This is a genomic window from Amycolatopsis thermoflava N1165, from assembly GCF_000473265.1.
Classification (GTDB): domain Bacteria; phylum Actinomycetota; class Actinomycetes; order Mycobacteriales; family Pseudonocardiaceae; genus Amycolatopsis_E; species Amycolatopsis_E thermoflava.
In genome coordinates this window covers 967,645-992,936 of the sequence record NZ_KI421511.1, presented here as the reverse complement: position 1 = coordinate 992,936, position 25,292 = coordinate 967,645, and the positions used below count along the sequence as shown (strand labels likewise).

Below are 25,292 nucleotides of genomic sequence, written 5' to 3'. Positions count from 1 at the left end.
GCTGTGCCCAGCACAGAGTTCACCAACCCGGAGATGAGCCCGCTGCGGCTGCGCGACGTCACGGTCGCCAACCGGGTGTGGATGTCCCCCATGGCCCAGTACTCCGCGGGACCCGACGGGAAGCCGACCGACTGGCACCTCGTGCACTACGGTGCGCGTGCGGTCGGCGGGGTGGGGTTGATCATGGTCGAGTCCGCCGCGGTCGGACCGCTGCACCGGACCACCTCGGCAGACCTCGGGATCTGGATTGAGGACCAGGCCGCCGCGCACCGCCGCCTGACGTCGTTCCTGTCCGAACGCGGCACGGTCCCCGCGATCCAGCTTCTGGCCGCGGGCCGGAAGGGGTCACACCAGGTGCCCTGGGTGGGCGAGGGACAAAACGGTCCGGTGAGCGTGGCCGAGGGCGGCTGGGAGCTGATCGCGCCGTCGCCGGTCCCGTTCGGCGACCTCTCCGTCCCCCGGGAAGCCGGCCACGCCGACCTCGACGAGGTCGTCGAGGCCTTCGCCAACGCGGCGCGGATGGCTCACCTGGCGGGGTACGAGGTCGTCGAGATCCACGCCGCGCACGGGTACATCCTGCACCAGTTCCTGTCCCCGTTGTCCAACCACCGGACGGACGAGTACGGCGGCAGCCTGCAGAACCGGATGCGCCTGCCGCTGCGGGTGGCCCGCGCCGTCCGGGAAGCGTTCCCGGACGAGAAGCCCGTCTTCGTGCGCATCACCGCCACGGACTGGGCCGAGGGCGGCATCTCGATTGAGGAGGCGGCCACGTTCGCCAAGGAACTGGCGGCCGTGGGGATCGACCTCCTCGACGTCACCTCCGGTGTGCTGGTGCGGGACCGGGAGGCGCGGCCACCGGCCCAGGACGGCGTCAACGTCGAGTTCGCGAACACGCTCAAGAAGGCCTCGGGGCTCGCCGTCGCCCCGGTCGGCCAGATCGGCGACCTGTCACTGGCCGGCGAGGTCGTGGCCGGCGGCCAGGCCGACGCCGTGCTGATCGGGCGCGCTTTGCTGCGCGACCCGTACCTCGCCCTGCGCAACCGGCCCAGCGACAAGACGGCGTGGCCGAACCAGTACCACCGCGCGTTGTGAGGCCGAACCGGCAACCTGCGACAAGAAAGGAATGACGATGCCGAACAGGACAGTCGCGAGCCGCGCGGTCCAGCGTCCGAACGACACGACGATCCGGTACACGATCAGCGGCCCGGCCGGCGGGCCGGCCCTCGCCTTCATCCACGGATGGGGGTGCAACCGTAGCGATTTCGACGCTGTGATCGGCTTCCTCCCCGAGCACTACCGCGTCCTCGCGATCGACCTCGCCGAACACGGCGAGTCCCGGTCCACGCGCGACATCTGGACGATGGAGGAGTTCGCCCGCGACGTCGCGGCCGTGCTGGAAGCCGAGGCGGTGGGCACCTGCGCCGTGGTCGGGCACTCCCTCGGCGGGGCGGTGGCCGTGGAAACCGGCCGGATCCTGCCCGACGTGGTCTCGCACGTGGTCGCGCTCGACGCCCTGCACTACCTTTCCTTGTTCCCCGCGCAGGACGAGCAGCAGGCCCGCGCCGTGCTGCAGCCGTTCCGAGAGGATTTCGCCGCGGCGACGCGGCGCATGATCGAGGGAGGATCACCGGAAGGCACCGATCCGGCACTGAACGACGCCTACTTCACGAAGATGGTGGCCGTGCGGCAGCCCGCGGGCCTGCGCGCGCTGGAGGGCCTGGTGCACTGGGACATGGACGCCGCGCTGCGCGAGGTCACACAGCCCGTCACGCTGTTCGCGGTGCGTTCGATCCTCAGCCAGGAAGCCGTCGACCGCTACGGCGATCGCATCCACATCGTGCCCGTGGACCTGGGGACTCACCACTTCCACGTCGAGTCGCCCGAGGGCACGGCCAAGCTGCTTGTCGACGCATTGTCCGAATAGGACGGTGGACCACGTCGTGGTCGCCGGCCCCTGGCCGCCCCGGCCCAGCGCGCACCGGGCGGGCCGGGGCCGGCTCAGCCGGCGTCGGTGTCCTGATCCTCGCGCTGACGGGCGGCCAGCTCGCGGAGCGCGGTCGCCGCGGCGTTGCGGACGTGGCGCTCACACGCTTCCCGAGCGGCATCGGCGTCACCGCGCACGGCCGCGGCGTCGTGGATCGCTTCCAGCTCGCGGACCGTCTCCGGCGCACGCCCGTCGGCCTGCAGGGACAGCCCGCGCAACATCTGCACGCGGGCGTGGATGCCCCGCAGGGTCGATTCGATCACCGGGTTCACCGCCCCGGCGATGAGAACGTCGTAGAACTCGTCCTTCATCGCCAGCCGCCCGGCCAGGTCGGCCTTGCGGTAGGTGCGGGCGAACCGCCGGACCACCTTGCCCAGCTGCTCGCGCTGCTCGGCGGTGGCCCGCTCGGCGAACAACGCCCCGGCCAGGCCCTCCAGCGCGCCTCGCACCTCGAACAGTGCCTTGGCGTCGAAGGCGGTCAACTCGGTGACGACCGGACCGCGGTTGGGCACGGTGGTCACCAGTCCTTCGGACTCCAACTGCCGCAAGACCTCGCGGATCACCGTCCGGGAGACCTCGTACCGCGCACACAACCGCGCCTCGACCAGCCGCTCCCCCGGTTCGAACTCTGCTGCCAGAATATCCTGGCGGAGCACTTCGAGTACCTGGGCCCGCAGCGGCGCGGCGACGCGCTGCACCCGTTGCCCTGCCACGCGGCCGCCTCCTTCCACTGGCCGACCACAATATCACAGTAATACCGGCATCGCGGACGGCAACCGGGACGCGTGCGGTCAGCGGGTCAGGTCGACGCCGGTCACCTTCGCCAGGTAACGGGCGATCTCGGACTGGTCCGGGTTCTCTTCGCCGAGACCGACCAGCGCGGCCTGGCAGAACCGGACACAGGCTCGCGACACCTCCGGCGACAGCCCCAGCGAGGTCGACAGGTCCAGGGCGGTGGTGATGTCCTTCACGGTCAACGGGAGCGAGAACCCGACCTGGAACCGCCCGTCGAGCACCTCCGGCCCGATCTTGACCTCGGTCGACTGGTTGCGGCCGGTGGAACAGTTGATGACGTCGAGCATGGTCCGGGGGTCCAGACCGAACTTGGTTCCCACGGTGAGCACCTCGAGCGCCCCGACCAGGCCGATGGCCGACAGCAGGTTGTTGAGCGCCTTCAGCGCGTGTGCCGAGCCGGCGGGGCCGACGTGCGTGACCGACGTGCCCATCGCGCGCAGCAGCGGAAGCGCCCGCTCGTAGTCTTCGGCCCGTCCGCCGGCCATGATCGTCAGCTCGGCGGTCGCGGCCTTGCGCGGGCCACCGGAGACCGGCGCGTCGACCATCGCCACTTCGCGCTCCCGGAGCCGCGTGGCCAGCTGCTGAGTCACCCGCGGCACCGACGACCCCATGTCGACGACGAGCGTGCCCGGGCGCAAGCGTCCCGCGAAGCTCCCGGGGTCAGCCGGATCACCGAGAACACGCTCGACGACCGCGCTGCTGGGCAGCATGAGGATCACGACGTCCGCGCCGGATCCGTCGGCGAGACCGGCCAATGCCGTCACACCGTCGTTGCGGGCGGCCGCCTGGACCGCGTCGGGGTTGGCATCGAAGACCGATACCGGCACATATCGGGCGAGATTGCGGACCATGGGCTGCCCCATGGTGCCCAGGCCGACGAAGGTGACGGCGTCCGTCATGACCGCCCTGCTTTCCCGTCGCCCGCGTGGAAGGCCTCCACGGTCGGTTCCAGACCGTCCGCGCCCACGACCTCGCACCAGGCCTCGAAGCCGGCCTGGAAGGCTACGACGCCGGCCTCGGGCAGGCTGATCTCGATCGCCTCGAGGATCTCCCGCGCAGTGACCCCCAGGTCGAGCGCGACCTTGATGTGACTCTGGATATGCCCCTTCGCCGCGCGCATCACCGTGAGGCTGACGATGAAGATCAGTTCCTTCGTCTTGCGGTCCAGCGCCCGCTGGTCGAGGTATGCCGCGCCGACGAGTCCGTTGGCAGCTTGCAGCACGCCGAAGTCGTGTTTGGCCATCACCTTGTGGTAGTCGAGGACGTAGCCCCGCTCGCGGGCCATGTCGTCGATGTAGCGCTGCGGATCTTGAACAGCCGTCACGTCGGCTCCCTTCGTCGATCACAACCGTAATACCGTAATACTCGATTATCAAGTGTGCTTGACCGCAGGGCCGCCAGAAGACAACTGACCGGCTTCACCAAGCACGAGGGCCGCGAGCGGTGTCCGCTCGCGGCCCCCGGCGTCCGAATTACACCGCGGCTCAGGCCGTGAGCAACTGTTCGATCCGCCGTGCGGTCGCCATCACCTCGGTGGCCGCGAGGCCGGTGTCGAGGCCGTCGATCGCGACCACGCCGACGCTGCGTTCCAGCGTGCCGGCCCGGATGCCGGCGGCGAGGCCGACCGCGCCGCGCTCCAGCTGGCCGCGCGTCAGGCTGTAGCCGTCCTGGCGGGCCTGGCGCACCGCGTCCGGCTCGCCGGGTTCTTCTGGCCGGGCGGCCAGGATGGCGAGGCCTGCCGCGCCCTGCGTGAGCGGGTGCCTGCTGCCGACCCGGTAGCCGACGGTCAGCACGGTGCCCTCGGGTTCGGCGACCATCGCCACCACACACTCGGTGCCCTCCGCCGCGGACAGGAACGCCGTCGCGGACGTGCGGTTGGCCAGTTCCTTCAGCAGCGGCAGCGCGTCCTGGTTGAAGTGTGGCTCGAACTTCGCCGCCAGCGTCGCCAGGCCGGACGCCAGCCGCACCCGCCCGTCCCCCGTGCGGGACACCAGCCGATGACCTTCCAGCGTGGCGACGATGCGGTAGCAGATCGCCCGGTGCACGTCGAGTTCGCGCGCCAGGTCGGCGACCGAGATGCCCGACGGTGACTCCGCCACGACCTCCAACGCCCGCAGCCCGCGGTCGAGCGTCTGCAACGTGCTCATGCCGCCCCTCCGCTGTCGATCCCGGCCCGACTCTACCGGCGGACCTTGACGCCTCCCCGTGCCCCACTTACGCTACACCGCGGTTCGCTCACCGCAACAACATGTGCGTTATCAGTAAAACACGAGGTGAACAGCATGAGCACAGGGTCGTGCCCGGTCGATCACGCACCGGCGGCGGCCGGAGGCTGCCCGGTCTCGCCCCGGGCGAGCGCCTTCGACCCGTTCGGCCCCGAGTACCAGGCCGACCCGCCCGCCGCGGTGCGCTGGTCCCGCGACGAGGAGCCGGTGTTCTACAGCCCGCGCCTGGGCTACTGGGTCGTCACCCGGTACGACGACGTCAAGGCCGTCTTCCGCGACAACACCACGTTCTCGCCCTCGATCGCGCTGGAGAAGATCACCCCGGTCTCCGCCGAGGCCACCGCGACGCTGGCGAAGTACGGCTACGCCATGAACCGCACGCTGGTGAACGAGGACGAACCGGAACACATGCCCCGCAGGCGGGTCCTGATGCACCCGTTCACCCCGGAGCAGCTCGTCCACCACGAGCCGATGGTCCGGCGGCTGACGCGCGAGTACGTCGACCGGTTCGTCGACGCGGGCAAGGCCGACCTCGTCGACGAGATGTTGTGGGAGGTCCCGCTCACCGTGGCGCTGCACTTCCTCGGCGTCCCCGAGGAGGACATGGCGACCCTGCGCGAGTACTCCATCGCGCACACCGTCAACACCTGGGGCAGGCCCTCACCCGAGGAGCAGGTCGCCGTCGCCGAGAACGTCGGCAAGTTCTGGCAGTACGCCGGAACCGTGCTGGACAAGCTGCGCCAGGACCCGTCCGGGCACGGCTGGATCCCCTACAGCATCCGCGCGCAGCGGGAGCACCCCGACGTCATCACCGACTCCTACCTGCACTCGATCATGATGGCCGGCATCGTCGCCGCCCACGAGACCACGGCCAACGCCGCCGCCAACGCCATCAAGCTGCTGCTGGAAAACCGCTCGGTGTGGGAGGAGATCTGCGCCGACCCGGGCCTGATCCCGCACGCCGTGGAGGAATGCCTGCGGCACTCGGGTTCGGTCGCGGCGTGGCGCAGGCTGGTCACCCGGGACACCACGGTCGGCGGGGTCCCGATCCCGCGCGGCGCCAAGCTGCTCATCGTCAACTCCTCGGCCAACCGCGACGAACGGCACTTCGACCACCCCGACGAGGTCGACCTCCGCCGCGACAACGCCACCGACCACCTGACCTTCGGCTACGGCAGCCACCAGTGCCTCGGCAAGAACCTGGCCCGGATGGAACTGCAGATCTTCCTCGATGAACTCACCCGCAGGCTGCCGCACCTGGAACTCGTGCCGGACCAGGAGTTCACCTACGTCCCCAACACCTCCTTCCGCGGCCCGGAACACCTGTGGGTGCAGTGGGATCCCGCCGCCAACCCGGAACGGGCCGACCCGTCGATCGCCGAGCTGCGCCGCCCGGTGCGGATCGGGGAACCGTCCAAGCGCGGCGTGGCCCGGACGGTGAGCGTCGTGTCGGCCGAGCGCGCGGCCGAGGACGTCGTCGAGGTGACGCTGGCCGCCACCGACGGCAAACCCCTGCCGAAGTGGTCCCCGGGCGCGCACGTCGACCTGCAGCTCGGCGAGCTGTCCCGGCAGTACTCCCTGTGCGGCGACCCCGCCGAGGCCTGCACCTACCGCATCGCCGTGCTCAAGGACCCGGACAGCCGCGGCGGTTCCCGCTACGTGCACGAAAACCTGCGCCCCGGCACCACGCTGTCGCTGCGGGGACCGCGCAACCACTTCCGCCTCGACCCCACCGCCCGCCACTACGTGTTCGTCGCGGGCGGCATCGGGATCACCCCGATCATCGCCATGGCCGACCACGTCAAGGCCGCCGGCGGCAGTTACGAACTGCACTACTGCGGCCGCGACACCACCGCGATGGCCCTGCTCGACCGGTGCCGCCGCGATCACGGCGACCGCCTGCACGTCCACACCAGCGCGGACGGGACCCGCCTCGACGTCGCCGCGTTGCTCGCGAATCCGGCAGAAGGCACGCAGATCTACGCCTGCGGGCCGGAACGCCTGCTCGACGCGCTGGCCGAGGCGAGCGCGCACTGGCCGGACGACGCGCTGCACGTCGAGCACTTCACCACCACCCAGCAGGTGCTCGATCCCGCCGTGGAACACGCCTTCGACGTCGACCTCGCCGACTCCGGGCTCACGGTGCGCGTCGCCGCGGACCAGACCGTGCTCGCCGCACTGCGCGCCGCCGGCGTCGACGTGCCCAGCGACTGCGAGGAAGGCCTGTGCGGCACGTGCGAAGTACCCGTCCTCGACGGCGAGGTCGACCACCGCGACGTGGTCCTCACCAAGGCCGAACGGGCCGCCGGCACCAGGATGATGACCTGCTGCTCACGGGCCTGCGGTGACCGCATCACCCTCCGGCTCTGACAACTCCCTTGCAGACATTCGAAAGGAACTGACAATGACGTCAACGGTGCAGCAGGCTCAGCCCGCCACCAGCTTCCGGCGCGTGCTCGCGGGCGGGATGGCCGGCTCGGTGCTGGAGTGGTACGACTTCGCGATCTACGGTGTGCTCGCCGCGACCGTGCTGGGCCCGCTGTTCTTCCCCGGCGGCAGCGGGATCGTGCAGCTGCTCCTCGCGCTCGCCACCCAGGGGCTCGGGTTCGTCGCGCGGCCCCTCGGCGGCATCGTGTTCGGCCACCTCGGCGACAAGTTCGGCCGCAAACCCATGCTGGTGACCACGTTCCTGCTGCTCGGCACCTCGACCGCGGCGATAGGGCTGCTGCCGACCTACCACCAGATCGGCATCTGGGCGACGCTGCTGCTGGTCGTGCTGCGCATGACGCAGGGTTTCGCATTGGGCGGCGAGTTCGGGGCCGCGGTGCTCATGGTCAGCGAGTACGGGGAGCCCAAGCGCCGCGGGTTCTGGGCTTCGTGGCCCCAGGCCGGCGCGCCGCTGGGCACGGTGCTGGCGACCGTCGTGGTCACCGTCCTCGGCGGCCTGTTCCCCGGTGACGCCTTCGACGCGTGGGGCTGGCGCGTGGCGTTCCTGGTCGCGGTGCCGCTGCTGGTGATCGGGTTCTGGATCCGGCGCAGCGTCGAGGAATCGCCGGTGTTCCAGGCCGCCCGGGCCGGCGCCGAGCGCAAGGCCGCGCACAGGTCGAGCGTGCTCGAAGCGCTGGCCCGGCCCCGCGCGGTCCTGCACGGTCTCGGGATGCGGCTCGGCGAGAACATCGCGTTCTACATCTACACCGTCTTCGTCATCGCCTACGCCACGACGTCGTTCGGGTACCAGCGCGGCGATGTGGTGCTGGCGGTGACGTTCGCGTCGGTGTGCCAGTTCGCGGGCATGATCGGCGGCGGCGCGTGGTCCGACCGGGTCGGCCGCAAGGTCGCGATGCTCGTGCCCGCCATCGCACTGGTGGTCTGGGCGCCGGTGTTCTTCTGGATGGTCCAGACCGCCAGCGTGCCGATGCTGTGGCTCGGCGTCTGCGCCGGCGCGCTGTTCCACGGCATGCTCGCCGGGCCGGAGGCCGCGTGGATCACCGAGCTGTTCCCGACCCGCTACCGCTACGCCGGCTCGTCGCTGGTGTTCCAGGGCTCGTCGATCATCGCCGGGGCGCCGGCGCCGCTGATCGCGGTGTGGCTGATCAACAGCGTCGGCGCCGGCGCGGTGATCGGCTACCTCGTGCTCACCATGGCGATCACCGTGCTCGCGGTGGCGACCAGCCGCGAAACGAAGGGCGTGGACCTCGACCGCGTCGGCTGAGTGTGCGCGGGTGCGGCCCGGGCCCGGGCCGCACCCGCTGCTACATGGCGTGCTCCCAGCTGCCGCGCGTGTCGACGTCCGCGGCATCCGCCAGCGCCTCCAGCTCCGCGATCTCCTCGTCGGCGAGCTCGATGCGGTGCGCCCGGACCAGCCCATCGAGGTGAGCCGCCTTCGTGACCCCGATGATCGGGGTGGTCCCCTTCGCGAGGGCCCAGGCGGTAGCGATGTCGGCGGCGGAGGCGCCACGGTCCGCACCGATCGCCGTCATCCTGTCCGTCAGCGCCCGCAGTTGGGGCAGGATGCCGTTGTACACAGCCGCCCGGCTGCTGCCCGCGGGCAACGGGTTCGCCGGGCTGTACCTGCCGGTCAGTGCGCCTTGCTCGAGGACCATGTAGGAGAAGAACCGCACGTCGTGCTCGCGGCAGTGGTCGATGATGCCCGCGCGCTCGGAGCCGCGGTAGAGCAGGCTGTAGTGGTTCTGGACCGCCTCCACGCGGAAGCCGGCCTCGCCGAGGATCCGGTCGGCCAGGGCGATCTCGGCCAGGTTGTGGTTCGAGACGCCGACGTGCCTGATCCGGCCGCTTTCCAGCAGCGGGATCAGCAGCGGCGTCCACCGGGCCACGTCTGCGGGGTTGTGGATCCAGTACAGGTCCACGTAGTCGGTGCCCAGGCGGTCGAGGCTCTGCTCCAGCATGTCCGCGACCGGATCGTCGCCGTCGCCGGCGATCTGCGGGGTGAACTTCGTGGACAGCTGGTACTCGCCGCGGTCGTAGCCCTTGAGCGCCCGGGCGAGGACCGTCTCCGAGCGGCCCATGCCGTACACCGCCGCGGTGTCCCACAGCGTGAACCCGTTCGACTGCGCCTTGTCGACGACCTCGCGCAGACCGGACTCGGTCAGCCGGCTGCCGAAGTAGCCCTCGCCTGCCTCGCCGCTGTCTCCCCAGGCCCACGTGCCCAGCGCCACCGCCGGCACCGTCAATTTCTCGCTCGTCATGTCTCCAGCAAACCCCCAGGGCCGCCGCCGCAGCAGGTCGCGTTCATGGGGGGTACCGCCTCAACCCCCCTTCGCGCCGTGACCAGTGGCTACCCTGAAGAACATGGACCCCCAGCCCGGAAACCGCGGCGAGATCCGGGACTTCCTGGTCAGCAGGCGCGCCAGGATCACGCCCGCGCAGGCCGGCCTGCCGACCAGCGCCCGACGCCGGGTCCCCGGGCTGCGGCGCGAAGAGGTCGCCGTCCTCGCCGGGGTGAGCACCGAGTGGTACACGCGGCTGGAGAAGGGCCACATCGGCGGCGTGTCCGAGGACGTCCTCGACGCGGTCGCCCGTGCCCTGCGGCTGGACGACGACGAACGCACCTACCTGTTCGACCTGGCCCGGTCGTCGCGGCAGCAGAGCCGCACGCCGTCGCGGCGCCGGGACGTCGAGATCCCGCCCCGGGTCCAGTGGCTGCTCGACTCCATGACGATGTCCTCGGCGTTCGTGCGGAACGGCCGCACGGACGTCGTCGCCGGCAATCCCCTGGCCCGTGCCCTGCTCGCGCCGATGTTCGACAGCGCCACCGCCGACCGGCGCGGCCGCCCCAACCTTGCCCGCTACATCTTCCTCGACCCCGGCGCGCAGGACTTCTTCGTCGACTGGGACGCCGCCGGAGCCGCCACCGCCGCCCTGCTGCGCGCCGAGGCCGGGCGCGAGCCCCGTGACCGGGCACTGCGCGAACTCGTCGGCGAGCTGTCCACGCTCAGCCCGGAGTTTCGCGGCCACTGGGCCGCGCACGACGTCCTGATGCGCCACGACGGCGTCAAACGGCTCCGGCACCCCGAAGTCGGCCACCTGGCTCTGACCTTCCAGTCCATCGACCTGCCGCTGTCCGGCCGGGCCGTGCACGACCTGATCATCTACACGGCCGAACCCGGCACCGCCTCCGAAGACCGGCTCAAGCTCCTCGCCAGCTGGGCGGCCACCCGATCCCGGACGGCGGAGCCCACCCGCCACTCCTAGGTCAGCAGGGCCGGCTGTGCCAGGAGGACGATCGCCGTGGCGAGGAGCAGGCCGCCGACCACGCGGCTGATCAGTTCGCCGTGGCGGGTGACCTTTTCCAGGGCGACGACGGCGGCGAACACGGCCATCCAGACCAGGTTCATCATCCCGGCGGCCAGCAGCACCGCCATCAGCGCCCAGCAGCAGCCCAGGCAGTACCCGCCGTGGCTCACCCCCACCCGGAGGACACCGAAGCGGCCGCGCATCGCCGTCTCGCTGTGTTCGAGCAGCAGCGCCATCGGCGACCGGCAGTGCCGCAGGCACACCCGCTTCAACGGGGTCAGCTGGTACACGCCGGCGACCAGCAGCACCACTCCCCCGGCCCGCACGGCGGTGGTGCTGGGCCCGGTCATGGCCCCCTCCAGGCCTTGCACGAACGCGAACGCCCCGATCCCGGCCACCGCCCACACGAGGAAGTAGCCGGCGAACAAGCCGTGGCCACGCAATCCCCGGCTGCGCAGCAGGCGGCGCATGCCCAGGCTGAACGGCACGACGCTCGGCAGCATCATCGCCGCCATCATCACGACCCACACGCCGAGGAACAGCGCCGCTTCCCCGGGCCACGGCCGCATCGCGCCGGCCATGTCGTCCATCGCGGGCCTGCCGGTCAGGACCCCCATGCGCATGTCCGCGGTCGCAAGCCTGCTCGTCAGCACCCAGGCCAGCGCGGCGAGCACCAGCAGCACGACCACCAGCGCGGCCTCGGTTCGCGACCACCGCCGCACCGAAACCGCGTGCGAAGCGACCTCCCGGCCCGGCCGCGGGATCATGCCGCGTCCGGTCCGCTCCACTCGAACGGGATCAGTTTGCTGGAGTTGCCGCTGCGCTCCCAGCGGAAACCGAACGCGTCGGCGGACTCCGCGGTCACCCGGCCCCACACCGCCGGCGGTTGCCCCGGGCCCACCTCGGCGCCGGGCAGGTTGTGGACCTCCACCCGGGCGCCCGGCCCGCTGGTGGGCCCCGTCAGGGCCTCGACCCGCGCGGTCGCCTTGCCGGGGATGCTGACGCTCCAGTCGGAGTAGTCCTCGGCGATGGAGGCGTCGATGGCGGCGAACTCCATGCCGCGCATCTCACCCCCGAACATCTCGTTGAACTGGGCGGGCCAGCCGCCCGCCTGGCCGCCGAAGATCATCTGCAGGGCGCCGCGCTGTGCCTCGTCGGCTCGCTCGTCCAGGAACACGGCGCCGTAGGCGTCGCTGTGATCGCCCCACACGTTGCCCACGAAGGACGCCAGCATCACGACGTTCAACCCGTCCAAGCGCGACTCGCCGTACCGCCCCTCGCGCACGTGCCCAAGGAGGACACCGTCGCAGTCACCGTAGGTCGGCGGCTGGGCGAAGGAACACGGGCACGGGATCGTGCACTTGCACGCGTCGAACCACACTCCCCGCAAGCTCCACGGCTGCACGGAAGAACCGGTCATCGCCACCCTCCCTCCGGGAATCAGCCCAGTGTCCCTCCCGCTACCCGGCCGAACAAGCAACGCCGCCAGGCGAAAACCATTCGCGCGGGCCCGCGACGGATCGACTGTTCTTGGCACGCAGCGCGAGCACGTCCGCCGGCATTCCGCCGTGGCGACCTGCCCGAAGGGCCGCTGTCGTATGTCGACACGGGGATAGGCTGAGCCCGACCCCGGTGGAACGATGTCGGACTCCGCCGTACAGACACACGGAGGAATCGCATGCCCTACGCCGTGGACTTCGACACTGTATCGACCATCGGGCTCGAAACGTCGCCCGTCGCGGAGGCGCTGGCCGGTCTGCGGGCGAACGAGGCCCGCTACTTCAAGAACAAGTACGGCCATGTCTTCACCGTCGAGCCCGCGGACGACGCCGGGGACACGATCGGCTGGGTGCACCGGATCCTCGAGGAGGAACGCGGCATCGTCATCGCCTCCCCTCCGCTCGAGGCGACCGCGTTCGACGTCGACGGCATCCGATGGGCCTATGTCTTCTACGAGAACGGGCTGTCGGTCAACGTGCTGTACACCATCGAGGACAACGGCAAACGCGCCGTCGGGTTCAAGCTCTCCGACGGGATGGACATCCCCACCGAACTCTCGTCCTTCAAGTTCGCTCGGCAGAAATCAAAGCTGGCCGGCACCATCCGCGGCTCGTATTTCGTCATCAAGAACGAGTACTGACCCCTTCACGGGTGGCGCGGTGCGACGGCCGCTCTGGTGAAGCGCCAATGAGGGAGAGGTGCGGAAAGGCGTCATCGGGAGTTCCTTTCCTTGAACAGTTCGCGGGCGATGATGGAGCGCTGCACCTCGGAGGCGCCCTCGTAGATGCGCGGTAGAGGTGCTCGATCACGTGGCCGCGCTCCAGCGCGCCGCTGTGCACCTGGACGCACTGGTCGAGAGCCGGATCATCGCACCGTACTTCTTCCTCCATTTCACCTCGAGCGCGTCAGACCTGCGCGACGACAATCGGTCTCGGCTCGGCACTGAACCTTCCCACGCTCGGAGCCCGCACCGCCGAGGGGTCGTGCTGGGAGTGGATCGCCGGCACCCGGAGTGGCGCGGGAAGGTGGCAGCCGATGTTCCACGAAACGCGAACGGTCACCGACGACTCGATGCTTGCGCGCATTGACGATGCTGGTCTGGTGGAGCGGGCCATACAGGAGGATGCCCACCATTGGGCGCTGTATCGACGGCCGATCTCAGCCGAGACGCTGGGGAAGCGCTTGCGTATCGGGGCAGCGCGTTCGCGGTTGCTGGTGTCCGCGCTCAGGGAGGAACAGGCGGAACGGCGAACTCGCGTCGATTCAGTAGCGAGTTGATACCGAGCGGTGCGGAATCCGCGCTTGCCGTCGTCTATCGGTCCTCCTGCGAGATGGTGTCGACGGCCGCGCGGGTTTGCCGCCGGCATAGTCGGCTCCAAGCGAGGCCAGGCGTGTGTGCCAGTGACTTCGCCATGTCTCCCGTTGGTGATCGTCTGCGAGGAGAGCGTCGACGGCAATGCGTCCGGTGAGCGGCCAAATGGGGTTGTGCTGTTCGGCGAGACAAAGGCGCGCCAGGATGGCGCGCCGAACCAGGTCGCGCATCCGGTCGACAGCATAAGCGAGGGCCAGGCCAAATCGGTGTTCGATCGCAGGCCGTACAGCTCTTTGACGTCGTTGAAGACCGCGGCTGCCGGGTCGTCGTCCCTCGCCAGGAGCGCGGCGGCTCTGGTGCACAGGCGGAGGGTCAATCCTTCGCCCTCGTTCTCGGCACCGATGAGAACACCTTCTAATGCCGTGGCCAGGTCGACCAGATGTTCGTAGGGGCTGCCGGTGTTATGGGACTGGTTGTACTTGCCGAGGGCGACGTCAAACGAGGTCGCGACGATGCCATCCCGCTTGATGTCGACGGTGTCGATCATGTTGCTGACCGCGGCGAAGACCGCTGCCTCGTCGCCGGTCAACCGCACGGTGCGGCGGACCAGGGTGTCGAGCAGGCCCTTGCCGGACACGTGGATCCGCGGGTTCATGCACGCGATCAGCGTTGTCATCCCGCTTACTTCGTAGTCCGACTGAACCGTGCCGGCGGTCATCAACCGCGCGAGCAGGAGAAACCTCTCCAGTTTGGCTGACAGCCGGTCCCGGGCGACGTACGGGTTGACGGTGTCGGTGGTTCCACGAATGATCAGCAGTGCGTGCGGAGGGTCGTAGGGATGCGGCAGGTCGCGTTTCCAGGCACGGGGTGCGCCGGGGATCTCTCGGCGAATTCGGTCGGCCAGAAACCCGTAGGAGTGCTCGGGCTGGGGAACGATCGTGATGTCCCCGATCTGGATCTCGTTGCCACTCGCGGTGGTGAGATGGGAGACGTGCCGGGCGCAGACCAGTTCGCGGGTGCTGGTTCCCAAGACGGCGAGCAGTTCGTCGATGACACCCTCGACCGTCGGCCCGCTCGGAGTGAAGTCCCCGGCTTGTGCGCAGCGAATGATGCATGCTTCCAGTAGGCCGAAGATATACGTGTTGGCAAACTCGGCATGCTCACGGCTGAGTGGATCGGCGAAGCGCTCGGAGTAGCGCTTGTTCAGCAGCGCCTCCAACGCGGTGAACTCGGCGAGCGGCATGATGCTGTCGCCAAAGTAATCGCGACCAATGGCCATGTACGCGTGGTAGCGCGGCGCAGGTATCACGTGCTCGGCTGCGAGCGCGGCGAACGCCCACGCAACGAATACGCGACAGGCAGCACGAAGATCAGAGTGGTCGCTCACGCCGGCATTATGCCGACGCTCGGTTGTGATCAGCTCCCCGAGTTCCTGAGTTGCTTCTTCGGACGCCGATCAGGATGGCGGCTTTCGCCTGTAGCTCGGCGTACTCGGCGCCAGGATCGGAGTCCCACGTGATGCCACCCCCTGTGCCGTAGGTCACGTAATGCGCGGAGCGATCTGCGACAGCTGTGCGGATAGCGACACTGAAGCGCGCCCGGACAGGGGAACCGGCCGGAGCGACCACTCCGATTGTTCCGCAGTAGACGCCGCGAGGGCCGGGTTCGAGGTCGCGGATGATTTCCATGGTGCGCAGCTTGGGTGCGCCTGTCACAGAACCGCACGGGAACAGCGCGCGAAAGACCTCCGTGAGGCCAACCTCTGGTCGCAGGCGCGCGGTGACCTCGGAGGTGAGCTGGTGCACGGTCGGGTACTGCTCGGCACTGCACAACGCGGTCGCGGACACACCTCCCGGTACGGCCAGCCTGGCCATGTCGTTGCGGATCAGGTCCACGATCATGATGTTTTCCGCTCGTTCCTTCTCACTGGCTCGCAGCCGAGCGAGTATCCGCCGGTCCTCCGCAGGAGAGCGGCCTCGCGGCGCGGTGCCCTTCATCGGCCGCATCGACAGCCGGCCTGAGCGGATTTCGAAGAACAGCTCAGGGCTCGCGCTGGCGATCGCGAACGGACCGATATCGAGATAGGCGTTGTAGGACGCTGCCTGGCCATTCACGAGGTGGGCGTAGAGCGGAACGGCGTCACCGTCGAACTGGGCGCGGACGCGCGTCGTCAGATTGCATTGGTAGGTCTCGCCTGCGGCGATGTGCCGGCGAACAGTGTCGACGGCGAGAGCGTGCTCGGCAGGGCTCCAGTCGTAGCGCCATTCCCCCAGTTGATAGCCGACAGCCTCCGCGGGTTCTTGGACCTCGACACGTTCGGGCGCGGCGGCCAGTCCGAACCACGCCAGTGGCAAGCCCTCCACCGGGTCATGGGCGGGCATGGCAGGGCCCAGTCCCGCGGCTGCCTCGTAGCTGAGGAACCCGAACGCCCACCATCCGCGATGGGACGCGGCCTCGACCTCGGCCAGCACGGCCGGTACCTCGTCCGGCCGGGTAGCCACGAGCTCGCGGGCGACCTGCGGAAAGCGCAAGGCGGTGCCTGCCCGCAGGTCGTCGAACCTGCCCCAGGAACTCACTCGCGGTGACTGAAGGCCGCGTCGAAGCGCGCGGACGGGGGCTGCCACAGCAGCGAGCGCACGAAGGCGAGGGCTTCGGCGGCGCCCTGGTGGCGGTCCATGCCGGCGTCTTCCCATTCGATCGAGATCGGGCCGGCGTAGCCGATGGCGCGCAGGGTCCGGAAGGCGTCTTCCCAGGGGACGTCGCCGTGGCCGGTGGAGACGAAGTCCCATCCGCGGCGCGGGTCGCCCCAGGGCAGGTGCGAGCCGAGGACTCCGGCTCGGCCGTGCGGTGGGCGGAGGCGGGTGTCCTTGCAGTCGACGTGGTAGATGCGGTCGCGGAAGTCCCAGATGAAGCCGACCGGGTCGATGTTCTGCCACATCATGTGCGAGGGGTCCCAGTTGAACCCGAACGCCGAGCGGTGGTTGACGGCGTCGAGAGTGCGCACGCTGGACCAGTGGTCGTAGGCGATTTCGCTGGGGTGGACTTCGTGGGCGAAGCGGACGCCTTCGCTGTCGAACACGTCGAGGATGGGGTTCCAGCGGCGCGCGAAGTCCTCGTAGCCGGCGTCGATGACGGACTCCGGGACAGGCGGGAACATCGCAACGTAGGGCCAGATCTTCGAACCGGTGAACCCGACGACGGTGTCGACGCCGAGCTTGCGGGCGACCTGCGCGGTCAGCCGCATCTCCTCCGCGGCCCGCCGCCGCACGCCTTCGGCGTCCCCGTCACCCCACACGCGTGGCCGGACAATCGCTTCGTGCCGGAAGTCGATGGGGTCGTCGCAGACGGCCTGTCCGGTGAGGTGGTTGGAGATGGCGAACAGTTTCAGCCCGTGCTGGTCGAGGATGCGGCGCCGGCTGTCCAGGTAGTCCGCGTCCTCGGCCGCGCGCCAGACGTCGAGGTGGTCGCCGGAGCAGGCGAGTTCGAGCCCGTCGTAGCCCCATCCGGCGGCGAGCTTCGCCACCTCGTCCAGGGGCAGGTCGGCCCATTGCCCGGTGAACAGCGTGACCGGCTGGTTCATGATTCCTCCTGCACCGGGGTCCACCGCCCGGTTCGTGCCGATTCGACGACGGCGTCGACGATGTGCGCCGAGCGGTTCCCGTCGGCGAAGGTGGGCAGGCCGTCGCGCTTCTCGCCGTGGATGACCCCGTAGGTGTCGGCGACGAAGTTGTCGAAGCACTGCGCGTAACCCTGCGGATGGCCGGGCGGCAGTGTGGACAACCTGCGGTGCTCGGCCGAGGCGGGGACGGCGCCCCGCGCGAGGACTTCCGCCGAGGCTTGCGAGCCGAGCCAGGCCGTCTCCGGGTTCTCCTGGTCGAAGACCGCGGAGCGGTGCTGTCCGTCGAACTCGAACCACAGCCTGTTCTTCCGGCCTGCGGACACCTGCGAGACGGTGACGGAGCCGAGGACACCCGAGCGCGTGGTGAACAGCACCGTCGCCGCGTCCTCGGTGTCCACGGCGCGCACCGAGCTGCCGACCGGGCGCTCCGGAACGGTCGTGGTCATGGCCGCGAGGACGGTCGCGATGCGTTCGCCGGTCACGAACTCCATCAGGTCGCACCAGTGCGAGCCGATGTCGGCGAAGGCGCGCGACGGCCCGCCGGCCGCGGAGTCGACGCGCCAGCTGGTGGCCTCCGGTGACAGCAGCCAGTCCTGCAGGTAGCTGCCGTGCAGCAGTTGCCAGCGCCCGAACTCGCCCGCCGTGACCCGCGCCCGGATCTCCCGCACCAGCGGGTGGAACCGGTACACGAAGGGCACGGTCGCGACCTTGCCGCGGTCCTCGGCCAGACACGTCAGGCGTTCGGCGACGTCGCTGCCGACGGCGAGCGGCTTCTCGCAGATGACGTGCGCGCCCGCGTCGATGGCCGCTTCGACGTGATCGGCGTGGAGGCTGTTGGGACTGCACACGTGCACCACATCGGGTGCCAGCCCGGCCAGTTCGTCGAGGGAGCGGACGGGTTCGGTGCCCCACCGCGAAGCGGCCTCCTCCGAGCGCCGCGGCGTGGAGGCCATCGCACCGATGATCCGTGCTCCTGCCATGAGGGCGGCCCTGCGGTGGACTTCGCCGATCATGCCGGTGCCCAGGATGACCACGTTCATCCGGTCACCTCCGCGAACGCGACGAACGACGGCTCGGCGACGGCGACCGTCGCGAGTGGACGGACCTGGCCGTCCTCGGCGTCGACGGCGAAGGACCGGACCAGTCCCGCCGGCCGGTCGGCCAGCAGGAGGAAGGTGCCGGTGGGGTCGAACGCGAAGCTGCGCGCCGCGAGACCGGGGTGGACCGAACGCGCCAGCGGGACGTGCCCGAGCCGGAGCAGTCGTCCCTCGCGGTCGGCTCGGAACCACGCCAGCGAGTCCTCGCCGCGGTTGTTGACGTAGACATGTCCGCCGCGGGGGTGGACACGGACCTCCGCCGGTTCGTTGCGGCCCCGGTAGCCGGACGCCACGGTCGGCACGCGATCCAGCGGTCGCAGTTCCCCCGACGCCGGGTCGAAGGCGAACGACGCCAGCTCGGAGGAGAACTCGCAGGTGACGAACGCCCGACCGGTGCCGGGCTCGAAGGCCAGGTGTCGTGGCCCGGTCTCGTCCTCGAAGGTGTAGGTGCGCTTCAGGTTCAGGGTGTCGCCGAGGGCGAAGACCAGGATCCGGTCCGTGCCCTTGTCGCACACGAGCACGTGGCGTCCGGAAGGGTCGATGACGGCGCAGTGGGCGTGCGGGCTCGCCTGCCCGTGCCCGCCCGCCTGGGCCGAGCTGTTGGGGTCCGTGCCGTGCCCGGTCAGAACGTGCAGGTCCCGGATCTCCCCGAGGCGCCCGTCGCCTTCCAGCTCATACAGGATGACAGTGGAGTCGTCGTAGAGGTACTCGACGGTCCACCCGCCGCCGGGGGTGCGCACCACGTGTTCGACGTGGTCGAAGTCGCCGTGGTTGGCCGTGACCAGCACCTGCCCGTCCGTGCTCAGGAAAGTGGGCCGGGGTCCGGGCGCGAGCCGCGAGTTCAGCCAGGTCAGGCTGCCGTCGCGCGGGTCGGCGGCGAACGCGTGCACGCTCGCCGCTGGTTCGACCGGTCCCCGGCCGTCGGTCTTGCGTTCGTCGACCGCGTACAGGGTTCCGTCCAGGTAGGCGAGGTAACCGGCTTCCCTGGGCTCGGGCACCTGGCTCACCGGGGTCAGGGACCGGCCGTCCCGGCTCACGGCGAGCACGGTGATGCCGCCGCCGTCGCCGGACTCGTCGCGATAGGAACCGATGTAGGCCACCAGTTTCATGCCGCCAGCAGCCTTCCCAGCATTTCCTGGTGGCGGCGGACCTGGTCCACCTCGTCGGCGAGGTCTTCGCGGCCGCCGTCCTGGAAGTAGCGCTGCCCCTCGTATTCGGAGTTGATATAGCCGTCGAACCCGCCGGCCTTGAGCGCGCCGATCGCCGCCTCGTAGTCGATGGACAGCTCCTGGAACTGGTCGGGTTGCCCCGGTACGGGCGACATGTTGTTGAACTTGCCGTGGACGTGGGTGACGTGCGGAGCGAGTTCGCGCAGCGTGTCGGCCTTGGTGTCGGAGAGGATGATGGCCTCGGCGACGACGGTGTAGTCGATCTCCTGCGGGTTCTCGACACGCTCCTCGGTGTACTTGCGCAGGCCGTGGAAGGTGTCGGTGAACGCGGGGTCGCACTCGCCCGTGGTGAGGAACCGGCGGAAGTCGCTGCGCAGGTTGCCGGCGGTGCTGAAGGACAGGTCGACGAACCCGAACGGCGCCTCGTGCCGGTGCAGCTGGTCGGCCAGCTCGACCGCGGCATGGCGGGCCGAGGCCTGTGCCCCGCGGCGGCCGAACCACGCCAGCTGCACCTCGGACGGGCGGAACTGGAAGATGCCGAGGTCGGGCACGATGCCGAGGTGGCGGGTGCCGGTGCGCTCGATGACGTCGAGGATCTCGCCGACCTGCTTGCCCTCCAGCGGCATCGGCTGGTGGATCTCCTTGCCGAGGCGGATGTCCAGCTCCTCGGCCAGCGGGAGCGCGGCGGTGAGCACGTCGATCGGCACGACCGACAGGACGCGCACGCAGGCGAACCCGAGCCGCTGGGCGAGCCGGAGGTCGTGGCGGAGCCGGTCGGCGCACTCCTCGATGGTCATGACGTGGTCGCGGAACTGCAGCACGTCCATGCCGACGTCCATCGCGACCGGCCGGGTGCCGTAGATCTGCATCCACTCGAACCACTGGCGCACGAACGCCTCACCGGGGTCGGGGTAGCGCAGGGACATCTCGTCGACGATCTCGATGCCGTCGGCGCCGTCGAGGTTCTGCCCGACCTCGCGGATCTCGGCGTGCAGATCGAGTTCCTTGAAGAACTGGGCCTGCTGGTAGCTGTAGAGCGACACGCCGCGTTTGATGGCCATCAGTTCTCCTCCTCGTTCAGGATCAGGGTGTAGGTCATGATCTGCGGCGCCTTGTCCGAGCCGGCCCCGGAGCCGGGCTTGGGCGGGTTGGCCACCCATTCCTCGTCGGTGGGCTGGTACCCATAGGCGGCCAGGACCGACTGCTGGAACCGGATCTCGTGCTTCCCGGGAGCCAGGCCGCCGGGTGCGGTGACGTGCAGGATGCCTTCGTCGTCGTAGTCCCAGTGCTCCCACACCGCGGTGCGGATCTCGTCGAAGCCGCGCGGGGGTCTGCCGTTGATTTCGAAGGTCTGGGCGCTGACCGGGTATTCGACGCCGTCGACTTCGAGGTAGTAGCCGTTGTGCAGGGACAGGTACACGCCGCGGTAGTTGGCGTTGCGGACGGCCAGGGAGAAACCGACCACCTCGCCGTCGCGGCGGTCGTTGCGCAGGCTGTCCTCGCGGATGAGGAAGTTCTCGAACACGGGTTGCCTCCTCTACAGTGCGCCGGTGGCGTGCTGCTCGGCGATGTACTCGCAGGCCCTGGCGGTGAGGGCCATGATCGTCAGGGTCGGTCCAACGGCACCGTTGGTGACGTAGGAACTGGCGTCGGTGACGAACAGGTTGGGCACGTCCCAGGCCTGGTTGTAGGCGTTGAGGACCGAGGTCTTCGGGTCCGAACCCATGCGCGCGCCACCGCACTCGTGGATGGCGGCGCCCATCGCCAGGCTCTTCCTGAAGCCGAGGCGGAAGATCGCCCGGCTGAGCGGGTCGGCGTCCGGCCACACCTTACGCGAGTCCAGTCCCAGCGCCGATCCGGCGAAGTTGACCCGGAAGCCGCTGGCCTCGGCCATTTCGCGCAGGCCCGCGACCTGCGCCCGCATCAGGGCGCGCTCGTTGTCGGTGATGCCCAGCCGGATCCGCGGGATCGGAATTCCCCAGGCGTCCTTGCGCCGTGGGTGCAGGGTGATCCGGTTGTCCCGGTAGGGCAGCATTTCGCCGAAGCCCATGAGCCCGACTGTGCCGGGATTGCCGTCGGGCACGGGCAGCCTGCCGATGGTGCCCTGCACCGCCCAGCCGTGCGCGAACCGGGGGTTGGTGATCTTCTCGACATTGTCGAACCGCGGGATGTAGACGCCGCCGACGGGCGGGTAGTAGGGATCCGGCGGGGCCGGGTCGATCGTCTCGAAGCCGGGGTGGTGCGGGTCGTGGCCGAACAGCAGGCTCGGGGTCTGGTCCATGAAGTAGCGGCCGAGCAGGCCTGAGGAGTTCGCAAGCCCGTCGGGGTGGCCGTCGGTGGCGGAGTTGAGCAGCAGCCGCACCGACTCGATAGTGGAGGCGCAGAGCACCACGACGTCGGCGTGGGCACGGTGTTCCTTCTTGGTGTGCCGGTCGACGAACACGACGCCGTCGGCCCGCCCGGTCTTCGGATCGAGCGTCACGCGACGCACGATCGCGTCCGTGCGGGTGATCAGTCGGCCGGTCGCCCTGGCGGCCACGATGCCCAGCGGAACCCGGTGCGGGTTGGGCGCCGCGTACCGCCAGGGCACCACGCGCCGGCCCGGCCAGCGGGCCTCAACCGTGCTCTTGAAGTGCTTTTCGGCCTCGGTCAACAAGGACGTGCCACGGTACTTGCCGTCCGGCAGGTTCGGGATGCCCTCGTCGGTCCCGTACAGGCCGATGAACTCCTCGATCCGGTCGTAGTAGGGCGCGAGATCGGCGTAGGAGATCGGCCAGTCCTCGCCACCGAGGCCCATGCCGGCGCCCTTGAACTCGTGGTCGGAGGCCCGCAGCAGCACGCGCCCGTAGGAGTGCAGGCGTCCGCCCAGTTGCTGACCGCGAATCCACAGGAAGTCCCCGCCTTCGGTGGCGTAGGGATGCTGAAGATCGTTGACGAGGAAAGGGTTCTTCTGTTCCTGGTACATCGCGCGCCGCGACTGGATGTACTGCCCCTTGAGCACCGCGCGCAGACGCGCGCCCAGGTCGATGCTCATCGCCGCCGGCGGTTTCGGGGGCTGCGGCACGAAGTCGGCCTCGGTGATGTCGCGTCCGGCTTCGAGCAGCAGGACGTCCATCCCGCGTTCGGTCAGCTCCTTGACCGCGATGCTGCCCGCGGCGCCGGAGCCGACGACGAGCGCGTCGTAGCGCTTGTGCGATGTGGTGCTCATGAAGTTCCGTTCCTTGTCGAATGCGTGGTTCAGCCCGCCGTCGCGGCGGAAACGAACGGCACGGGTTTGTCCTTGCGGCCGTGGCGGAAGAAGCTCGCCCAGACGATCGCGGTGATCACCGCGCTCACGATCGGCACGATCCACATCGGAGTCCACGCCGACGGGCCCGCCGACGGATCGGAGGCCACGACCGAGTCGTACATCTCGCCGGACACGAGCGCCCCGATGAGCTGCCCGAAGCCCGACACGACCGCGATCAACATCGTCTGCGCCTGGTTCGCGAGGTCCGCCGGGGCGATCTCGCCGATGTACATCGCCGCGAGAACCAGGAAGAAGTCGTTGCAGATGCCCTGCAGTGCCACCGCCACGATGGCCAGCCAGTGGTCACCGGCGGCCGCGATGAACACGCCGAACCGCACACCCCACGTCACCATGCCCATCAGCAGGGCCCACTTCATCCCGATGTGCTTGAGCACGAAGGGAATCGTGACGATGAACAGCACCTCGGCCGCCTGCCCGATGGCCAGAACGCCGGCCACGTTCCCGATGCCGAGCGCGCCGAGGAACGGCGACGCGTAGGTGTTGTAGACCCCGAGCGAGATCGAGGTGAGCAGAGCGCAGATGATCAGCACGGTGAAGTTGCGGTGCCGGAACATCGCGAACGCCTTGGACCCGATCACGTCACCGATCGAGAACCGGACCCCCTTCGCGGCCGGTGCCGTGGCAGGCAGGGTGAACGAGTACAGGCCGAACAGGAAGCTCACAATCGCGGTCACGTAGAACATGCCCACCGACGCCGACAGCCCGAGAGCGCCGACACCGAACCCTGCGATGACCCAGCCGAAGGTGCCGAAGACCCGGATGTAGGGAAACCACCGCTGGTTGGCGCCGAGATGCCGAAAACCGATCGCGTTCGCCAGCCCCAGCGTCGGCTGGAAGAACAGGCAGTAGACGAAGATGAGCGCGAGGGCGAGACCACCGTTGCCGGATTCCACCACGGTGGGCAGGAACAGCATGACCACACCGCCGGCGAGATGGGCCAGCCCGAGACTCTTCTGCGCGGCGAGGAACCGATCCCCGATCGCGCCCAGGAACATCGGCGACGCGATGGCCGCGACAGCGGCCAGCGAGTAGGCGGTGCCGATGATCGTCGGCAGCCCGTAGGTCGCCAGGACCAGGCCCAGCGTGGCGAACCAGGAGCCGAAGACGACGAACTCCAGCAGCATCATCAGGGTCAGGCGGGCGAAGACGATCTTGGAGCCGCTGCCTGGAGCGGTCACCGGCAGCGTTGGTGTTCTCATCATTGAGATCCTTTGAACCGTTCGAACAATGAACGTTGTCCGGAGAAGCAGATGACGTCATCGTAAGAACGTTCAGGCGGAAGTCAACGACGAGCGCAGAAAGTGTTCAACCTCTGAATGATTCCGTCATGGAGGGCGTCTTCATCCAGTCCGGGAGGACGCTCAGGCCTTGTCCCAGGTGGTCCATCATGGCGGCGGCTCCGCCGAGCAGGGTGGCGTCGGCGCCCAGCCGGGCGAGGTGGACTGCCATCGTGGGCGCCACCGTGCGCAGGTTGCTGATTTCGACCGAGGAGGTCAGACCGTCGAACACCAGCTCCCCGGCTTCGCCGAGCAGACCACCGACCGCGATCACCGAGGGAGCCACGAGTTTGGCCGCGTTGGCGAACGCGCGTCCGAGGTGACGGCCGGCCTCGAACAGGACGCGCGCGCAGGCGGGATCGCCGCCCCGCGCGGCGGAGATGACCTCGGTCAGCGAGGAGGCACGCGTGCCCGCGGCCGCCTCCAAGGTCGCCAGGATCGGGCGCTCGGCCACGAACGTGGTGAGGCAGCCCCGGTTGCCGCAGAAGCACACGGGGCCACCGGGTTCGAGCACCGCGTGCCCGATCTCGCCGGCCAGACCGTCTCCGCCGCGGTGGATGCGGCCGCCGAGCACCAGGCCTCCGCCGACCTGCTCCGAGCACAGGACGTAGAGGAAGGTGTCGGCTCCCTGCCCTGCGCCCCAGGTCCATTCGGCGAGCGCGGCGAGGTTGGCGTCGTTGTCCGCCACGACCGGAACCCCCAGCTCGGCGCCGAGCTCGTCGGCGATGGGCACGTCCTTCCACCGGGGCAGCTGCAACCGCGCCCACGAGGTGACCACGCCGGTGGGGCGGGCGATCGGCGCCTGCATGCCGACCGCGACGCCCGTCAGATCGCCCGTCTCCAGACCGGCCTCGGCGACGAGCGACCGCACCACCTCGATCACCTGCGCGGGGCTGCCACCCTCGTGGCCGGGGCTGAACGGAATCGTGACGTCATACCGTGCGCGGTGAACGAAGTCGAACAGCGCCGCGTGCAGCGACGTGACGTTGACCTGGACCGAGACCACCGCGCCGCGGCTGGACACCAGGGAGACCACGGACTCCCGGCCGTTGACCGGGCGGATTTCCGCGGCTCCTTCGGCGCGCAGCTGTTTGACGATGTTGTTGATGGTCGCCGGCGACAGACGGGTGCGGCGGGCCAGCGCCGCCTGCGAGGATGGCCCGTCGCTGCGGAGCGCTTCCAGAACGCGGGCGACGCTGCCGCTGCGACCGTTGCCGCCCCATCCGGACGTGTCCTGCCGACGACCCATG

23 protein-coding genes and 1 pseudogene are annotated in these 25,292 nt (G+C 69.5%); 6 read left to right on the top strand and 18 right to left on the bottom strand.

The features are described 5' to 3' along the window. The first annotated feature begins 3 nt into the window (after positions 1-3). Entirely contained in the window at positions 4-1,092 is a 1,089-nt protein-coding gene (locus AMYTH_RS0104950) for an NADH:flavin oxidoreductase/NADH oxidase (protein ID WP_209440747.1), read from the top strand. Positions 1,093-1,129: 37 nt separating this feature from the next. Then, positions 1,130-1,924: an alpha/beta fold hydrolase gene (locus AMYTH_RS0104945; protein WP_228684572.1), complete on the top strand. Its 795-nt coding sequence runs from the start codon at positions 1,130-1,132 to the stop codon at positions 1,922-1,924. A 74-nt stretch (positions 1,925-1,998) separates the two neighbouring features. Here the strand turns inward: AMYTH_RS0104945 and AMYTH_RS44000 are convergent, their stop codons facing one another. From AMYTH_RS44000 to AMYTH_RS0104925, 4 genes are all read right to left on the bottom strand, one after another. Beyond that, positions 1,999-2,697, bottom strand: coding sequence for a GntR family transcriptional regulator (locus AMYTH_RS44000; protein ID WP_228684570.1), 699 nt, complete (start codon positions 2,695-2,697; stop codon positions 1,999-2,001). A 78-nt stretch (positions 2,698-2,775) separates the two neighbouring features. Beyond that, positions 2,776-3,678 carry an NAD(P)-dependent oxidoreductase gene (locus tag AMYTH_RS0104935; RefSeq protein ID WP_027929350.1) on the bottom strand — a complete coding sequence of 301 codons (903 nt, stop codon included), beginning with the start codon at positions 3,676-3,678 and terminating at the stop codon, positions 2,776-2,778. Then, a complete protein-coding gene (locus AMYTH_RS0104930; RefSeq protein WP_027929349.1) occupies positions 3,675-4,103 on the bottom strand; it encodes a carboxymuconolactone decarboxylase family protein in 429 nt (142 codons plus the stop codon). The genes AMYTH_RS0104935 and AMYTH_RS0104930 overlap by 4 nt, the downstream gene beginning before the upstream one ends. A 160-nt stretch (positions 4,104-4,263) precedes the next feature. Next, entirely contained in the window at positions 4,264-4,926 is a 663-nt protein-coding gene (locus tag AMYTH_RS0104925) for an IclR family transcriptional regulator (protein ID WP_027929348.1), read from the bottom strand. Positions 4,927-5,061: 135 nt separating this feature from the next. Here AMYTH_RS0104925 and AMYTH_RS0104920 point away from each other — a divergent pair, with 135 nt between their 5' ends. Together AMYTH_RS0104920 and AMYTH_RS0104915 are read left to right on the top strand one after the other, a co-directional pair. Then, entirely contained in the window at positions 5,062-7,374 is a 2,313-nt protein-coding gene (locus AMYTH_RS0104920; protein ID WP_027929347.1) for a cytochrome P450/oxidoreductase, read from the top strand. Positions 7,375-7,408: 34 nt separating this feature from the next. Beyond that, on the top strand, positions 7,409-8,716 hold the full coding sequence (locus tag AMYTH_RS0104915; protein WP_027929346.1) for an MFS transporter: 1,308 nt from the start codon (positions 7,409-7,411) through the stop codon (positions 8,714-8,716). 40 nt (positions 8,717-8,756) lie between these two features. Here AMYTH_RS0104915 and AMYTH_RS0104910 read toward each other — a convergent pair whose 3' ends face one another. After that, the gene (locus tag AMYTH_RS0104910) at positions 8,757-9,710 is read right to left on the bottom strand and encodes an aldo/keto reductase (protein ID WP_027929345.1); all 954 of its coding nucleotides are present in this window, start codon (positions 9,708-9,710) and stop codon (positions 8,757-8,759) included. 103 nt (positions 9,711-9,813) lie between these two features. On the opposite strand from AMYTH_RS0104910, the gene AMYTH_RS0104905 reads away from it, so the two are divergent. Continuing rightward, positions 9,814-10,716, top strand: a complete 903-nt coding sequence (locus tag AMYTH_RS0104905) for a helix-turn-helix transcriptional regulator (protein ID WP_027929344.1) — start codon at positions 9,814-9,816, stop codon at positions 10,714-10,716. Here the strand turns inward: AMYTH_RS0104905 and AMYTH_RS0104900 are convergent. Then, entirely contained in the window at positions 10,713-11,546 is an 834-nt protein-coding gene (locus tag AMYTH_RS0104900) for a DUF2182 domain-containing protein (protein ID WP_027929343.1), read from the bottom strand. The two genes, AMYTH_RS0104905 and AMYTH_RS0104900, sit on opposite strands and share 4 nt — an antisense overlap. Next, positions 11,522-12,178: a DUF1326 domain-containing protein gene (locus tag AMYTH_RS0104895; protein WP_027929342.1), complete on the bottom strand. Its 657-nt coding sequence runs from the start codon at positions 12,176-12,178 to the stop codon at positions 11,522-11,524. Before AMYTH_RS0104895 ends, AMYTH_RS0104900 begins: the two co-directional genes overlap by 25 nt. A 258-nt stretch (positions 12,179-12,436) precedes the next feature. Between AMYTH_RS0104895 and AMYTH_RS0104890 the strand changes: the two genes are divergently transcribed. Further along, on the top strand, positions 12,437-12,898 hold the full coding sequence (locus AMYTH_RS0104890) for a hypothetical protein (protein WP_027929341.1): 462 nt from the start codon (positions 12,437-12,439) through the stop codon (positions 12,896-12,898). Between the two features lie 71 nt (positions 12,899-12,969). Here AMYTH_RS0104890 and AMYTH_RS50160 read toward each other — a convergent pair. The 11 genes and pseudogenes from AMYTH_RS50160 to AMYTH_RS43985 form a co-directional block, all read right to left on the bottom strand. Continuing rightward, a pseudogene (locus AMYTH_RS50160) lies at positions 12,970-13,115 on the bottom strand (acyl-CoA dehydrogenase); the annotation flags it as partial. 48 nt (positions 13,116-13,163) lie between these two features. Further along, entirely contained in the window at positions 13,164-14,957 is a 1,794-nt protein-coding gene (locus AMYTH_RS0104885) for a hypothetical protein (RefSeq protein ID WP_027929340.1), read from the bottom strand. 7 nt (positions 14,958-14,964) lie between these two features. Continuing rightward, positions 14,965-16,146, bottom strand: a complete 1,182-nt coding sequence (pabB, locus tag AMYTH_RS43995) for an aminodeoxychorismate synthase component I (RefSeq protein ID WP_051362545.1) — start codon at positions 16,144-16,146, stop codon at positions 14,965-14,967. After that, positions 16,143-17,150: a sugar phosphate isomerase/epimerase family protein gene (locus AMYTH_RS0104875; protein WP_027929339.1), complete on the bottom strand. Its 1,008-nt coding sequence runs from the start codon at positions 17,148-17,150 to the stop codon at positions 16,143-16,145. The genes pabB and AMYTH_RS0104875 overlap by 4 nt, the downstream gene beginning before the upstream one ends. After that, a complete protein-coding gene (locus AMYTH_RS0104870) occupies positions 17,147-18,229 on the bottom strand; it encodes a Gfo/Idh/MocA family protein (RefSeq protein ID WP_037322272.1) in 1,083 nt (360 codons plus the stop codon). The genes AMYTH_RS0104875 and AMYTH_RS0104870 overlap by 4 nt, the downstream gene beginning before the upstream one ends. Further along, positions 18,226-19,395, bottom strand: a complete 1,170-nt coding sequence (locus AMYTH_RS0104865) for a lactonase family protein (protein WP_027929337.1) — start codon at positions 19,393-19,395, stop codon at positions 18,226-18,228. The genes AMYTH_RS0104870 and AMYTH_RS0104865 overlap by 4 nt, the downstream gene beginning before the upstream one ends. Beyond that, on the bottom strand, positions 19,392-20,516 hold the full coding sequence (locus tag AMYTH_RS0104860; RefSeq protein ID WP_037322270.1) for a xylose isomerase: 1,125 nt from the start codon (positions 20,514-20,516) through the stop codon (positions 19,392-19,394). The genes AMYTH_RS0104865 and AMYTH_RS0104860 overlap by 4 nt, the downstream gene beginning before the upstream one ends. Continuing rightward, entirely contained in the window at positions 20,516-20,980 is a 465-nt protein-coding gene (locus AMYTH_RS0104855; RefSeq protein ID WP_027929335.1) for a C-glycoside deglycosidase beta subunit domain-containing protein, read from the bottom strand. Before AMYTH_RS0104855 ends, AMYTH_RS0104860 begins: the two co-directional genes overlap by 1 nt. 12 nt (positions 20,981-20,992) lie before the next feature. Then, positions 20,993-22,663 (bottom strand): GMC oxidoreductase, encoded by a 1,671-nt coding sequence (locus AMYTH_RS0104850; protein WP_027929334.1) that lies wholly within the window; start codon positions 22,661-22,663, stop codon positions 20,993-20,995. 29 nt (positions 22,664-22,692) lie between these two features. After that, entirely contained in the window at positions 22,693-23,964 is a 1,272-nt protein-coding gene (locus AMYTH_RS43990) for an MFS transporter (RefSeq protein WP_063630382.1), read from the bottom strand. A 106-nt stretch (positions 23,965-24,070) separates the two neighbouring features. Further along, positions 24,071-25,291, bottom strand: a complete 1,221-nt coding sequence (locus AMYTH_RS43985) for an ROK family transcriptional regulator (RefSeq protein WP_051362543.1) — start codon at positions 25,289-25,291, stop codon at positions 24,071-24,073. Between the last annotated feature and the right edge of the window lies 1 nt (position 25,292).

What these genes read in the sequence shown, in the direction of transcription:
- AMYTH_RS0104945 (WP_228684572.1), top strand. Translation starts at nt 1,130, where the DNA reads ATGCCGAACAGGACAGTCGCGAGCCGCGCGGTCCAGCGTCCGAACGAC.
- AMYTH_RS0104935 (WP_027929350.1), bottom strand. Translation starts at nt 3,678, where the DNA reads ATGACGGACGCCGTCACCTTCGTCGGCCTGGGCACCATGGGGCAGCCC.
- AMYTH_RS0104925 (WP_027929348.1), bottom strand. Translation starts at nt 4,926, where the DNA reads ATGAGCACGTTGCAGACGCTCGACCGCGGGCTGCGGGCGTTGGAGGTC.
- AMYTH_RS0104920 (WP_027929347.1), top strand. Translation starts at nt 5,062, where the DNA reads ATGAGCACAGGGTCGTGCCCGGTCGATCACGCACCGGCGGCGGCCGGA.
- AMYTH_RS0104915 (WP_027929346.1), top strand. Translation starts at nt 7,409, where the DNA reads ATGACGTCAACGGTGCAGCAGGCTCAGCCCGCCACCAGCTTCCGGCGC.
- AMYTH_RS0104910 (WP_027929345.1), bottom strand. Translation starts at nt 9,710, where the DNA reads ATGACGAGCGAGAAATTGACGGTGCCGGCGGTGGCGCTGGGCACGTGG.
- AMYTH_RS0104905 (WP_027929344.1), top strand. Translation starts at nt 9,814, where the DNA reads ATGGACCCCCAGCCCGGAAACCGCGGCGAGATCCGGGACTTCCTGGTC.
- AMYTH_RS0104895 (WP_027929342.1), bottom strand. Translation starts at nt 12,178, where the DNA reads ATGACCGGTTCTTCCGTGCAGCCGTGGAGCTTGCGGGGAGTGTGGTTC.
- AMYTH_RS0104890 (WP_027929341.1), top strand. Translation starts at nt 12,437, where the DNA reads ATGCCCTACGCCGTGGACTTCGACACTGTATCGACCATCGGGCTCGAA.
- AMYTH_RS0104875 (WP_027929339.1), bottom strand. Translation starts at nt 17,150, where the DNA reads ATGAACCAGCCGGTCACGCTGTTCACCGGGCAATGGGCCGACCTGCCC.
- AMYTH_RS0104870 (WP_037322272.1), bottom strand. Translation starts at nt 18,229, where the DNA reads ATGAACGTGGTCATCCTGGGCACCGGCATGATCGGCGAAGTCCACCGC.
- AMYTH_RS0104865 (WP_027929337.1), bottom strand. Translation starts at nt 19,395, where the DNA reads ATGAAACTGGTGGCCTACATCGGTTCCTATCGCGACGAGTCCGGCGAC.
- AMYTH_RS0104860 (WP_037322270.1), bottom strand. Translation starts at nt 20,516, where the DNA reads ATGGCCATCAAACGCGGCGTGTCGCTCTACAGCTACCAGCAGGCCCAG.
- AMYTH_RS0104850 (WP_027929334.1), bottom strand. Translation starts at nt 22,663, where the DNA reads ATGAGCACCACATCGCACAAGCGCTACGACGCGCTCGTCGTCGGCTCC.
- AMYTH_RS43990 (WP_063630382.1), bottom strand. Translation starts at nt 23,964, where the DNA reads ATGAGAACACCAACGCTGCCGGTGACCGCTCCAGGCAGCGGCTCCAAG.
- AMYTH_RS43985 (WP_051362543.1), bottom strand. Translation starts at nt 25,291, where the DNA reads ATGGGTCGTCGGCAGGACACGTCCGGATGGGGCGGCAACGGTCGCAGC.